We start from the raw sequence: 13,320 nt of genomic DNA on the forward strand, positions 1-13,320 counted from the left end.
CTATTATGCTAAAACAGGTTCTTCTTGACTGACATTGGTTTTGATAACCTTCATAGCAGTCATTGCTTCTCTCAATTCTGCTCCTACTTCTTCAATTGGATGGTTACGAATTGCTTTATTCACTTTTATTAATTCCAGATTATCTACCTCATTAGTAGTACTGTATTCCGTTCCGATAACATCAGTACTTACTGATTTCATAAAATCAGCTAATATTGGTTTTGCTGCATGGTCGAATAAATAACATCCGTATTCAGCAGTATCAGAAATAATACGATTCATTTCAAACAACTTCTTACGTGCTACCGTATTGGCTATTAACGGTAACTCATGTAACGATTCGTAGTATGCCGATGCTGAGATAATTCCTGATTTCACCATGGTTTCAAAAGCCAACTCAACTCCTGCTTTTACAAAAGCAACTAATAAAGTTCCTTTATCAAAATAGGTTTGTTCTGAAATTTCTTCAGAAGTAGCAGCTGTTTTCTCAAATTGCGTTTCTCCAGTAGCTGCTCTCCATGTTAATAGATTCACATCATCATTTGCCCAATCTTCCATCATAGTTTTTGAAAAATGTCCTGACATAATATCATCCATATGCTTGTTGAATAACGGAGCCAATACTTCTTTTAATTCTTCAGAAAGTTGGTAGGCTTTCAATTTTGCTGGGTTAGACAAACGATCCATCATATTAGTTATTCCTCCATGCTTTAACGCTTCGGTAATTGTTTCCCACCCGTATTGAATAAGTTTAGAAGCGTATGCTGATTCTACTCCTTCTTCTACCATTTTATTGAAAGACAAAATTGACCCTGTTTGTAACACTCCACATAAGATCGTTTGTTCACCCATTAAGTCTGATTTTACCTCAGCAACAAACGATGATTCTAACACTCCTGCTTTATGCCCACCTGTTGCATATGCATAGGCTTTTGCTTGCGCTAATCCTTTATTTTCAGGATCATTTTCTGGATGCACCGCAATTAATGTAGGCACACCAAATCCTCTCAAGTATTCTTCTCTTACTTCTGTTCCTGGACACTTAGGCGCTACCATAATTACGGTTAAATCCTTACGGACTTGCATTCCTTCTTCAACAATATTAAATCCGTGAGAATATGATAACGTCGCTCCTGATTTCATCAATGGCATTACCGCATTTACCACTTGTGTATGTTGTTTATCGGGTGTTAAATTACATACTAAATCAGCAATAGGAATTAATTCTTCGTATGTTCCTACTTCAAAACCGTGTTCGGTTGCGTTTTTGAATGACTGACGTTGCTCTTTAATGGCTGCTTCACGTAAAGCATACGAAATATCTAACCCTGAATCACGCATGTTTAATCCTTGATTCAATCCTTGTGCTCCACATCCTACAATTACTACTTTTTTTCCTTCTAATGCTGTGATTCCTTCTGAAAACTCTTCAGCATTCATAAATCTACATTTTCCTAATTGTTCTAACTGCTCTCTTAATGATAATTGGTTGAAATAATTTTTCATTTCTATTGTATTTGTGTTGTTTGTTTATGCTTTTATTAATTGTAATAATTTTGATACTGGCATTTCATCTTTTGTAATAGCTATTCTACCAGATCGAACAAATTGCATGATACCATGCTTATCTAAAATGTGATATAGTTCTTCGACTTCTTCTTTGGTTCCTGATTTTTCAAGAACAAAAAAGTTTTTATTTACATTGATAACTCTTGATTTACTTTGATTGATAATTGTTTGTATTTCATCATTATCTGTTAGCAAATCCGTACTTAGCTTGAATAAGCACGATTCTTGGTAAATCGTCTCTTCATCCGTATGATAAAAAGCTTTGATTACCTCTACTTGCTTTTCTATTTGACCAATTATTTTTTTCATTTGTTCCTCAGTAATCTTAACCAAAAGTGTAATTCTCGACACACTTTTAATTTCTGAAGAAGAGCTGTTGATACTCTCAATATTGATATGTCTTCGTTGAAATATTGCTGATATTCTATTTAACAACCCTACGTTATTTTCAGTATATATTGAAATTGTATAAGTGTTTTTTGTACTCATATTTTCTTATTTTAATCGAACATCAGATACTGACGCTCCTGTTGGAATCATTGGAAATACATTATCTTCCTTTTCTACGCAAACCTCAAGGAAATAGGCTTCTTTAGATTGTATCATTTCTTGGACAGCATTCGCCAAATCTTCTCTTTTAGTCACTCTGTTAGCTGCCATATGATACCCTTTAGCAATTGCTATAAAATCTGGATTTGTCATTATGGTAGAAGCGTATCGTTTATCAAAAAACAGCTGTTGCCACTGGCGTACCATACCTAAAAATTCATTATTTAATACTACTATTTTAACAGCTGCTTTAGTTTGTAAAATAGTTCCGAGTTCTTGTATGGTCATTTGATAACCACCATCACCAATTACAGCAACTACCTCACGCTCTGGGGTTCCCATTTTAGCTCCAATTGCCGCAGGTAAAGCAAAACCCATAGTTCCTAATCCACCTGATGTAATATTACTTTTCGTTTGATTGAATTCTGCATAACGACTTGCTATCATTTGGTGTTGTCCAACATCAGTAACTACAATGGCTTTTCCTTCTGAGGCTTCATTTATTTGCTTAATAACCTCTCCCATTGTTAACCCTTCTTTCGTTGGAAACAAATCATTTTTTATCACGTTATCAAACTCTACAGCATCAAGGTTTCTAAATTCTTGCAACCATTCTTTGTGTGAATTCTGTTCTAAAAGAGGAAGTGCTTCCGTTAAGGTTTCTTTTACATTTCCTAAAACAGCTACATCTGTCTTTACATTTTTGTCAACTTCCGCCGGGTCAATTTCAAAATGCACCACTTTAGCTTGTTTCGCATAACGGCTTAAATCCCCAGTAACGCGATCGTCAAAACGCATTCCAACAGCTATTAATACATCACACTCGTTGGTGAGTTTATTCGGACTGTAATTACCATGCATTCCTACCATTCCAACATGTAAAGGGTGTTTGGTTGGTAAAGCCGATAAGCCTAACAACGTACTTGCCGATGGAATTCCTGCTTTCTCTATAAAAGCTTTAAATTCTTCTTCTGCTTCTCCTAGTATTACTCCTTGTCCCCAAACTATAAATGGTCTTTCCGCGTTATTAATCAACTCAACAGCTGCTTCAACACTTTGGATGTTCATACTCGGAACAGGTTGATAACTTCGCACTGAAGTACATTTTTTATATTCAAAATCAAACTCTTCAAACTGTGCATTTTTAGTAATATCAACCAAAACAGGTCCTGGTCTTCCTGAACGGGCGATGTAAAATGCTTTTGCCATTACTTCGGGGATCTCACTTGCTTTGGTTATCTGATAATTCCACTTCGTTACTGGAGTTGAAATACCTACGATATCTGTTTCTTGAAAAGCATCAGACCCTAATAAGTGTGCTCCTACTTGTCCTGTAATACATACCATTGGCGTAGAATCTATCTGTGCATCGGCAATACCAGTAATTAGGTTAGTTGCTCCTGGACCCGAAGTTGCCATGGCAACTCCTACTTTACCTGTAGCTCGCGCATAGCCTTGTGCTGCATGAGTTGCTCCTTGCTCGTGACGTGTTAATACATGATGTAATTTATCTTGATATTTATACAGCTCATCATATACAGGCATAATAGCTCCTCCTGGATACCCATACAATAAATCGACTCCTTCTGCTAATAAACATCTTACTACAGCTTCTGCACCTGTAATGGTTACTTTTTGTGTGATTTCTTGTTCTGTTTGTTGTTTCGTTTTTGTTTCCATAAACTCAGCTTTATGCTTTTAGCTTTTAGCTATATGCTTAGTTATTTTTATTAAATTTTTAGTGCTACTATATGTAGTCTTGAATCTTAATTCTCTCGTCTTTATCTAAAAATCAAACACCTTTAGGCAAGCCTCAAGAAATTTATCTTCTGGCTATCGCCCTGCGATTAAAATTCGTCGGTTACACATCCGTTAGATGCTGATGCTACTGTTCTTGCATATTTATATAACACTCCCCTTTTCACTTTTAAAGGTGGAGCTATCCATTCTTGTTTTCTTTTAGTTAACTCTTCTTCTGAAACTTCTAGATTAATCGTATTCGTTTCTGCATTGATGGTTATGGTATCTCCATCTTTTACTAAAGCGATTACACCACCTTCTTGTGCTTCTGGCGTGATATGCCCTACTACAAATCCGTGAGTTCCTCCTGAGAAACGACCATCTGTAATTAGAGCAACATCTTTACCTAACCCTACTCCCATAATAGCGGCTGTTGGCTTTAGCATTTCTGGCATTCCTGGTCCTCCTTTAGGTCCTTCATAACGAATTACGACTACATCTCCTTTTTCAACTTTTCCATCTCGTATCCCATCATTTGCTGCGTATTCACCTTCAAAAACTTTTGCTTTTCCAGAGAAATACAATCCTTCCTTTCCTGTTATTTTTGCAACAGAACCTTCCTTAGCTAAATTTCCGTAGAGCATTCGTAAATGTCCCGTAGCTTTGATAGGTTGTTCTGTTGGCTTAATTACTTCCTGCCCATCCGTTAAATTTGGAACTGCTGCTAAGTTTTCTGCTACTGTTTTTCCTGTTACGGTTAAACAATCTCCATGTAACAACCCTTTTTCTAGTAAATACTTTAAAACTGCCGGTGTACCACCTACCTTATGCACATCCTCCATTAAATATTTTCCGCTAGGTTTTAAATCGGCTAGGAATGGCGTTTCATCAGAAATACGTTGAAAATCTTCCAAAGTAAATTGCACATTTGCTGCTTTTGCTATGGCTAAAAAGTGTAATACTGCATTGGTAGAACCACCCATAACCGTTACCAACCGTACTGCATTTTCCAACGATTTTTTAGTAACGATGTCTGATGGTTTGATATCTTTTTCTAGTAATACGCGTAACGCTTCACCAGCCTTTACACATTCTTGTTCTTTATCGTTACTTATCGCAGGGTTAGACGAGTTGTAAGGTAAACTCATACCCAAGGCTTCAATTGCTGACGCCATCGTGTTTGCAGTATACATTCCTCCACAAGCTCCAGCTCCTGGACATGCTTTCTCAATAACACTTTGATATTCTTTTTGAGTAATAGTTCCTGCAACTTTCTCTCCCCAAGCTTCAAAAGCTGATACTACATCTAACTTTTTTCCTTCATGGCATCCTGAAGCAATAGTTCCTCCATATACTAAAACTGATGGACGATTTAAACGCAACATTGCCATTAAGGCTCCTGGCATGTTCTTATCACACCCCACTACGGTTACCAATCCGTCATATGACATCGCTTGCACTACCGTTTCCATAGAGTCAGCAATGACATCGCGAGATGGTAGTGAATAGCGCATTCCTGGGGTTCCCATAGATATTCCGTCAGAAACCCCTATGGTATTAAATATCAACCCAACTAAATTGGCACTTTCAGTTCCTTCTTTTACCAATTTTGCTAAATCGTTTAGGTGCATATTACACGGATTTCCTTCGTACCCCGTACTTGCAATTCCTACCAAGGGTTTTTCTAAGTCTGATTTCGACAAACCTATAGCATGCAACATAGCTTGTGCTGCTGGTTGCGTATCGTCTTGAGTTACTTGTTTACTAAATTTGTTTAGTTCCATATTAACTTGCTTTGCGTTTTTGACGTAAGCCTAATACTTCGTCTTTATATAATTTCATTAGTTTATGTCCATGTGATTTTTCCCACGCTAATGGAAATTGATAATCGTCTAGCGATTGTAACCCTACTACTTCAGCTGCAGTTCCTGTGAAAAAGCAAGCATCAGCATTTTTTAATTCTTCTAAAGTGAAATACTTTTCTTCTACAGAAATTCCTTCTTCTTTACATAAATCGATAACTGTAGCACGGGTAATTCCTGCCATAATGTGACCTCTTGGTGGCGTGTATAACTTCCCATCTTTCTGCATAAAAACATTTGCTCCAGAACATTCAGCTACATTGCCGTTCATATCTAATAACAATGCTTCATCATAACCGTTATTTTTTGCTTCGTTAGTTGATAGTATTGAATTCGTATAGTGTCCTGTTACTTTAGCTTCTACAAAACATGACTTCGGATTCGGACGCTGAAACGACGATGTTTTAACACGTAGTAATTTATCTCCCATATACTTGCCCCACTCCCAACATTGTATTACTAAGTTCGTCTCTTTAGAAGTTAACAAACTCATATCTGATCCTGTAGTGACTAACGGACGGATGTATGCGTCTTTTAAACCATTACGTTCCAATAATTCATAAGTAATTTGCGTTAGTTGTTCTTCAGAATAATCCAATTGAATATTCATGACTTCTGCTCCGTATTTTAGCCTTTTGTAATGCTCATACGACTTAAAGACTTTAGTTCCTTCGGTTGTATTATAAGCTCTGATACCTTCGAAAACTCCATTTCCGTAGTGTAAACTCTGGCTATACAAATTAGCGCTAGCATCTTTCGCTTTGATAAACTGTCCGTTGTAAAAAATTACTGTTTCCTCGTTATAGTACATTTTTAGTTGTTTTTACTGTTCAAAATTATTTTTCGCTTTTTACTTTACTTTCTTATTTTTTAAGGTTCTGATGATTTTCATTACCCTTCAAAAACACACAAAAACCTCAAAACCAAACACTTAAAACCAATTCATTATGATATTCACGGTATAAAAAAAGCCTGTATCTTGAGTTAGATACAGGCTTCCTTATAGGCAATAACTATCTGTATCAACTCGGTGGAGAGCTAATAATGACAATAATAATTACCACGATGTTAAAAATTTGATTCATGTTTTTTGCAACTAAAAAAGGCTTCCTAAATTTAGGAAGCCTTTTTTATTAATTTATATGTTAAATATTAAATACCGCTTCCCTATCCTTGTGAAATAATCACAATGACAATAATAGAAATGATATTTAAAACTTGTTTTTTCATTTGATGCCACAAATATTTGAAATTATTTTTTAGTTATCCTAATATTTTTTTGATTTTTTTATTTCTCCCCTTAAAAACACACCTCCTAACCCACTGTTTTACTTAACATTATAAAAGTTTTTATTTTTTATTTAGCATTTATCAAAATTTATTTTATAGATTTGTGCCGTTATGCAAACAAATAAAATATACAACTATATACCCAGTTTTTTAGTGCGGTCTTTCAACCGACGCTAGTCTTCCTTTTGTCCTAAACTGAGTATTGTATAATTTTATTTTCATTCTTTTGATTTCTATAATCTACATTTTTATATCGTTATTAACTCTTGTTATTGTTTTCAATAACATTACTGTTGTACGACCTATTTTTATCCGACGTCGCCCGTAAGGGTACTACTTCATTTTGGGAACCTAGGTGTGTCCGGTTCTTCTTTTTAAACCACCGATTTTTAACAAAATGTTTATCTAAAATCAATTTCAATGAGAGTTGTTATTGCTGATCAATCGCATAGTAAGTATGCTGAAATTATTTGTCAAACTATTGACGAAGCTGCTCTGGTTAGAGGCACAGGAATTGCCAAAAGAAAACCAGAATACATCATTACAAAACTAGAAAATGGTAACGCTGTTATTGCCTTAGATGGCGATCAATTTGCTGGTTTTTGTTATATCGAAGCCTGGAGTCATGGCAAATTTGTAGCCAATTCTGGGTTGATTGTTCACCCAAACTATAGAGGTATTGGTTTAGCCAAACAAATTAAGAAAGTAGTTTTTGAGCATTCTAAAGCTAAATTTCCTAATGCTAAGATATTTAGTATTACTACTGGTTTGGCGGTTATGAAACTCAACAGCGAATTAGGCTATCAACCTGTTACTTTTTCTGAACTTACAGAAGATCAGTCTTTTTGGAATGGTTGTCAGACTTGTAAAAATTACGATGTCTTGCAACGTACACAGCAAAAAATGTGTTTGTGTACCGGTATGTTATTCGATCCTAACAAAAAACCTCAAAACATAAAAGTAAAAGCCAAAGTCTTTCAAAGACTCAAAAGAATTAAGGAAACCATCTTCCTAAAAAAAGACAAAAAATGAAAAAATTAGTAATTGCTTATAGTGGCGGATTAGATACTTCGTACTGTGCGGTAAGCTTATCAAAACAAGGATATGAAGTTCATGCTGTTAGCGTTAATACTGGCGGATTTTCTTCCGAAGAAATTAAAAAGATTGAACACAACGCTTACACAATGGGTCTGACTACCTATAAAAATATCAATGCCGTAACTGATTATTACGATAAAGTAATTAAGTACTTAATTTTTGGTAACGTGTTAAAAAACAATACGTATCCACTTTCGGTAAGTGCTGAAAGAATTATACAAGCTATAGAAATAGTAAACTATGCTAAGAGTATTGGTGCTAGTTATATTGCTCATGGTAGTACAGGTGCTGGGAATGATCAAGTAAGGTTTGATATGATTTTTCAAACCATTGCTCCTGAAATTGAAATCATAACTCCTATAAGAGATTTACAACTTTCAAGACAAGAAGAAATTGAGTACTTAAAAAGTAACGGTATTGATTTGTCTTGGGAAAAAGCTAAATATTCTGTCAACAAAGGTTTATGGGGAACCAGTGTAGGAGGTGAAGAAACCTTAACCTCAGAACATCCGTTACCAGAACACGCCTACCCTTCTCAAGTAACAAAGACAGTACCTGAACAAGTAAAACTCTCTTTTGTAAAAGGTGAATTAATGGCTATCAATGATGACGAAAAAACTCCTGTACAAAACATTGAGCAATTAAATACCATGGCGTCTAAATTCGGAATTGGTAGAGATATTCACGTGGGCGATACTATTGTAGGAATTAAAGGAAGAGTTGGTTTTGAAGCTGCTGCGGCATTAATCACTATTAAAGCACATCACTTACTTGAGAAACACACCTTAACCAAGTGGCAATTACAACACAAAGAGTATTTAGCTAGCTTTTATGGCATGCATTTGCATGAAGGTCAGTATTTAGATCCTGTAATGAGAGATATGGAAGCCTTCTTTACAAATAGCCAAGCAAAGGTAACTGGCGATGTTTTTGTAACGCTGAAACTCTATCATTTTACACTTGATGGAATTGATTCTCCACATGATTTAATGAATGCCAAATTTGGTAGTTACGGTGAACTAAACAAAGGATGGACTGCTGAAGATGCGAAAGGTTTTATCAAAATCTTAGGAAATCAGAATAAAATATACCAACAAGTTAATCAGTAGACAGTAAACAGTGAGTGATTAACAATAAACAGATTGCCACTCTTGAGCTTGTCTTGAGCGACAGTCGAAAGGCTCGCAATGACAAAAACGTCATCATGAGGAGTGATAACGACGTGATGATCTCATGAATGAAAACTCATTCTACTATTTAAAACAACAAACAATATGATACAAGTAGGAATCATCGGAGGTGCTGGTTATACAGCAGGAGAGTTAATTAGACTTTTATTACAACATCCAAAAGCGACTATTAATTTTGTGTATAGCACTTCTAATGCCGGTAATAAAATAGCGAATGTCCATCAGGATTTGGTGGGGAGTACCGATTTAGTATTCACCAATAAAATCAATGCTTCTGTAGCCGTACTGTTTTTATGTTTAGGACACGGAAACTCTAAAAAGTTTTTAGAAATACATACCTTTTCAAATCATACTAAGATTATTGATTTAGGAAATGATTTTAGACTAGAAGCTGATAGTACTTTTCAAGGAAAGCAATTTGTATATGGTTTACCTGAGTTTCAAAAGGAAGCTATACAAAACGCTTCTTATATTGCAAATCCAGGGTGTTTTGCTACAGCTATTCAATTAGGATTGCTTCCACTGGCAGATGCAGGTTTATTACAAAATGATGTACATGTCAATGCGGTTACTGGTGCTACTGGAGCAGGTACTTCATTATCAGCAACCACGCATTTTACATGGAGAGATAATAATTTTTCCTATTACAAACCTTTTACCCATCAGCATTTAGGAGAAATCAGTCAGACCTTGCATACGCTTCAATCTAGTTTTGATTCAGAAGTATTATTTCTCCCTAACAGAGGAGATTTTTCCAGAGGTATTTATGCAACATTATACACAGATTTTGAAGGAAGTTTAGAAGAAGCACAACAACTGTATTCAGGCTACTATAAAGAGGCTCTTTTTACACACGTAGCTGATAATGAATTACACTTAAAACAGGTAGTAAACACCAACAAGTGTTTAATTCATTTGCATAAACACGGAGATAAGCTCCTCATAACAAGCATTATTGATAATTTATTAAAAGGAGCTTCTGGGCAAGCAGTCCAGAATATGAACCTAATGTTTCGTTTTCAAGAGAATACAGGATTACAACTAAAAGCAACATATTTTTAAAATAAAAGACATGAAAATAGCAATTATAGGTACAGGTAACTTAGGAAAATCAATCGCTAAAGGATTGATACAAAACAATTCGTTTTCTCAACTTCTCTTAACCAAGAGAAACATTGAAGAACTTAATGAATTTAAAGAGGTACCCAACGTTTTCATTAGTTCTAATAACGAGGAAGCAATCACTGCATCTGATGTATTAATTTTTGCAGTACAACCAACACATTTAGAAACTATTTTAAAAGAAACTGCTCCTCTATTATCAGACAATCATTTAGTGATTTCTACAGTTGCTGGTTTCTCTATTGAAAAAATGGAAACGCTTATTGGTTCAGATACTACTATTATCAGAGCCATGCCTAATACTGCTATTGCCGTTGGAAAATCGATGACTTGTCTTAGTGGTAATACTCAAAAGAAGGAAGATTTAGAAATAGCTACAACTATTTTTAATCAACTAGGAACTTCAATGATTATTCCTGAAGATCAAATGCAAGCAGCCACTGTAATATGTGCTAGTGGAATTGCTTTTTGGATGCGCTTAATACGGGCAACTACACAAGCCGCTATTCAGTTAGGTTTCGATGCAAAAGAAGCACAAGAACTTGCGATGTATACCAGCGAAGGTGCTGCCAACCTACTCATAGCTACAGGAAATCATCCTGAAGAAGAAATCGATAAAGTTACCACTCCAAAAGGCTGTACCATTGAAGGTTTGAATGAAATGGAACACAAAGGTTTAAGTGCCGCCTTAATACAGGGAATGGTAGCCTCTTTTAACAAAATTAATACCATAAAAAAAGAAAACTAATGAGTTTATTTAACGTATATCCTCTATTTGATATTACCCCAGTAACCGCCAACGATGTATATGTATACGACGATAAAGGCACAGAATATTTAGATTTATATGGCGGACATGCTGTAATTTCTATCGGACACTCACACCCTACCTATGTAAAAAACATTAGTGAGCAAGTAAGTAAACTAGGTTTTTATAGCAACGCGATTCAAAATCCGTTGCAAGTAGAATTAGCATTACAACTAAAAAACATATCTGGCTGTAAAGACTATCAACTATTCTTATGTAATTCTGGAGCTGAAGCCAATGAAAATGCTTTAAAACTAGCTTCTTTTCACACTGGTAAGCAGAAAATAATTGCTTTTAAGAATTCATTTCACGGACGTACTTCAGCTGCAGTAGCAGCAACTGACAATCCTAAGATTGTAGCGCCTATCAATGCGCAGCAAGAGGTTATTTTTTTAGAGTTTGAAGACTTGGAAGGTGTTGAAAAAGCTTTACAAGGCAACGATGTTTGTGCTATTATAATAGAAACCATTCAAGGTATTGGAGGATTAGACGAAGCTTCTACAACTTTTTACCAAGGATTAGAAAACCTATGTAAACAATACAACACGTTACTTATTGCTGATGAAATTCAGTGCGGATTTGGTAGAACAGGAGATTTCTTTGCTTTTCAAAAACATGGAATTACTCCACATATTATTTCCATGGCAAAAGGAATGGGGAACGGATTTCCTGTGGGTGGAATCTTAATCCATCCAAGTATTGAGGCTTCTTACGGTTTGTTAGGGACAACCTTTGGCGGTAATCACTTAGCCTGTGCTGCTTCCTTAGCTGTTCTTGAAACCATCCAAAAAGAACAATTGATGGAAAACGCACAGCAAATTGCTGCATATTTTATGGAACAAGCAGCTTCAATTCCACAAATAACAGCTGTAAAAGGAAGAGGTCTTATGTTAGGATTAGAATTCGATTCTCCTATTGCTGACCTAAGAAAAAACCTAATATTCAAGCATCATATTTTCACTGGAAGCGCTAAGAATCCGAACTTGTTAAGAATTCTTCCCCCGTTAACCATTCAAAAGCAACATATCGATGTGTTTTTTGAGTCTTTAAAAAAGGAACTGTCATGAAGAAATACACCAGCCTAAACGATATTGAAAACCTTTCAGAAACCATTCAAAAAGCAATTCAATTAAAAGAAAACCCCTATCAGTTTGCTGATTTGGGAAAACACAAAACCTTAGTCATGCTTTTTTTCAATGCTAGTTTACGTACAAGGTTAAGTACCGAAAAAGCTGCTAAAAACTTAGGTATGGAAGTAAGTGTGTTAAACATTACCAATGCTTGGAATATGGAGTTTGAAGACGGTACTGTGATGAATTTAAGTACTTCAGAACATATTAAAGAGGCTGCCATGGTAATTTCTCAGTATGCTGATATCATTGCAGTAAGAGCTTTTCCAACGTTGAAAGACAAAGAAAAAGATACCTCTGAAATTATACTCAACAGTTTTATAAAATACGCTTCAGTTCCTATTATTAATATGGAAAGCGCTACTGATCATCTATTGCAAGCCTTGGCAGATGCGATTACTATTACGGAAACTAAAAAAGTTGGTAAACCTAAAGTTGTGTTGTCTTGGGCTCCACACCCCAAAGCATTACCACACTCGGTTGCCAATGCCTTTGTACACCTCATGCATAAAATGGAAGTCGATTTTGTAATTACCCATCCAAAAGGATATGAGCTAGATCCTGAAATCACACAACAGTTCCCTATAGAATACGATCAACAGAAAGCTTTTGAAAATGCCGATTTTATCTATGCCAAAAACTGGAGTTCTTTTAATGAATATGGTAAAATACTAAATGAAGACCCTAAGTGGATGATTACTCAGGAAAAACTAGGCGCTGCTAAATTTATGCACTGCTTACCTATTAGAAGAAATGTGGTAGCTGAAGACGCTGTTTTAGACGGTCAGAACTCTCTTGTGATTGAACAAGCCAACAACAGAACTTTTGCTGCACAGATAGTATTAAAAGAGATTTTAAATCATTTAAGTTGAATTTAAATTTTGACTTCTCAGTTCGAGTGTCGACCTGAGGGAGATGTATCGAGAACTACTTGAAAACGTCTCGATACGATTTTTCTCCCT

General features: G+C 35.6%; 11 protein-coding genes. 6 read left to right on the forward strand and 5 right to left on the reverse strand.

Going from position 1 to position 13,320, the window contains the following annotated elements:
* Positions 1-3: 3 nt before the first annotated feature.
* The 5 genes from ilvC to AC3VJB_RS05545 all read right to left on the reverse strand — a co-directional run bounded on the left by ilvC (position 4) and on the right by AC3VJB_RS05545 (position 6,531).
* Positions 4-1,506, reverse strand: coding sequence for a ketol-acid reductoisomerase (ilvC, locus tag AC3VJB_RS05525; RefSeq protein ID WP_281979854.1), 1,503 nt, complete (start codon positions 1,504-1,506; stop codon positions 4-6).
* 24 nt (positions 1,507-1,530) lie between these two features.
* A complete protein-coding gene (ilvN, locus tag AC3VJB_RS05530; protein WP_281979855.1) occupies positions 1,531-2,058 on the reverse strand; it encodes an acetolactate synthase small subunit in 528 nt (175 codons plus the stop codon).
* A 6-nt stretch (positions 2,059-2,064) separates the two neighbouring features.
* The gene (gene ilvB / locus AC3VJB_RS05535) at positions 2,065-3,798 is read right to left on the reverse strand and encodes a biosynthetic-type acetolactate synthase large subunit (RefSeq protein WP_281979856.1); all 1,734 of its coding nucleotides are present in this window, start codon (positions 3,796-3,798) and stop codon (positions 2,065-2,067) included.
* A gap of 167 nt (positions 3,799-3,965) precedes the next feature.
* The gene (gene ilvD / locus AC3VJB_RS05540; protein WP_497666873.1) at positions 3,966-5,642 is read right to left on the reverse strand and encodes a dihydroxy-acid dehydratase; all 1,677 of its coding nucleotides are present in this window, start codon (positions 5,640-5,642) and stop codon (positions 3,966-3,968) included.
* Position 5,643: 1 nt separating this feature from the next.
* Complete coding sequence (locus AC3VJB_RS05545; RefSeq protein WP_281979858.1) at positions 5,644-6,531, reverse strand: branched-chain amino acid transaminase; 888 nt, start codon at positions 6,529-6,531, stop codon at positions 5,644-5,646.
* Between the two features lie 899 nt (positions 6,532-7,430).
* On the opposite strand from AC3VJB_RS05545, the gene AC3VJB_RS05550 reads away from it, so the two are divergent.
* From AC3VJB_RS05550 to AC3VJB_RS05575, 6 genes are all read left to right on the forward strand, one after another.
* Complete coding sequence (locus AC3VJB_RS05550) at positions 7,431-8,042, forward strand: GNAT family N-acetyltransferase (protein ID WP_073183588.1); 612 nt, start codon at positions 7,431-7,433, stop codon at positions 8,040-8,042.
* Positions 8,039-9,217 (forward strand): argininosuccinate synthase, encoded by a 1,179-nt coding sequence (locus AC3VJB_RS05555; RefSeq protein ID WP_073183590.1) that lies wholly within the window; start codon positions 8,039-8,041, stop codon positions 9,215-9,217. Before AC3VJB_RS05550 ends, AC3VJB_RS05555 begins: the two co-directional genes overlap by 4 nt.
* Before the next feature lie 165 nt (positions 9,218-9,382).
* Positions 9,383-10,360, forward strand: coding sequence for an N-acetyl-gamma-glutamyl-phosphate reductase (gene argC, locus AC3VJB_RS05560; protein WP_497666874.1), 978 nt, complete (start codon positions 9,383-9,385; stop codon positions 10,358-10,360).
* A 10-nt stretch (positions 10,361-10,370) separates the two neighbouring features.
* On the forward strand, positions 10,371-11,168 hold the full coding sequence (gene proC / locus AC3VJB_RS05565; protein WP_497666875.1) for a pyrroline-5-carboxylate reductase: 798 nt from the start codon (positions 10,371-10,373) through the stop codon (positions 11,166-11,168).
* Complete coding sequence (locus AC3VJB_RS05570) at positions 11,168-12,295, forward strand: aspartate aminotransferase family protein (protein WP_497666876.1); 1,128 nt, start codon at positions 11,168-11,170, stop codon at positions 12,293-12,295. The genes proC and AC3VJB_RS05570 overlap by 1 nt, the downstream gene beginning before the upstream one ends.
* On the forward strand, positions 12,292-13,230 hold the full coding sequence (locus tag AC3VJB_RS05575; RefSeq protein WP_281979862.1) for a Rossmann-fold NAD(P)-binding domain-containing protein: 939 nt from the start codon (positions 12,292-12,294) through the stop codon (positions 13,228-13,230). Before AC3VJB_RS05570 ends, AC3VJB_RS05575 begins: the two co-directional genes overlap by 4 nt.
* The last annotated feature ends 90 nt before the right edge of the window (positions 13,231-13,320 follow it).

The sequence above is a fragment of the Tenacibaculum sp. TB-53 genome (assembly GCF_059716285.2).

Coding starts and splice junctions, on each gene's coding strand:
- ilvB (WP_281979856.1), bottom strand. CDS start 3,798: ATGGAAACAAAAACGAAACAACAAACAGAACAAGAAATCACACAAAAA.
- AC3VJB_RS05570 (WP_497666876.1), top strand. CDS start 11,168: ATGAGTTTATTTAACGTATATCCTCTATTTGATATTACCCCAGTAACC.
- AC3VJB_RS05555 (WP_073183590.1), top strand. CDS start 8,039: ATGAAAAAATTAGTAATTGCTTATAGTGGCGGATTAGATACTTCGTAC.
- argC (WP_497666874.1), top strand. CDS start 9,383: ATGATACAAGTAGGAATCATCGGAGGTGCTGGTTATACAGCAGGAGAG.
- ilvC (WP_281979854.1), bottom strand. CDS start 1,506: ATGAAAAATTATTTCAACCAATTATCATTAAGAGAGCAGTTAGAACAA.
- AC3VJB_RS05575 (WP_281979862.1), top strand. CDS start 12,292: ATGAAGAAATACACCAGCCTAAACGATATTGAAAACCTTTCAGAAACC.
- proC (WP_497666875.1), top strand. CDS start 10,371: ATGAAAATAGCAATTATAGGTACAGGTAACTTAGGAAAATCAATCGCT.
- AC3VJB_RS05550 (WP_073183588.1), top strand. CDS start 7,431: ATGAGAGTTGTTATTGCTGATCAATCGCATAGTAAGTATGCTGAAATT.
- ilvD (WP_497666873.1), bottom strand. CDS start 5,642: ATGGAACTAAACAAATTTAGTAAACAAGTAACTCAAGACGATACGCAA.
- ilvN (WP_281979855.1), bottom strand. CDS start 2,058: ATGAGTACAAAAAACACTTATACAATTTCAATATATACTGAAAATAAC.
- AC3VJB_RS05545 (WP_281979858.1), bottom strand. CDS start 6,531: ATGTACTATAACGAGGAAACAGTAATTTTTTACAACGGACAGTTTATC.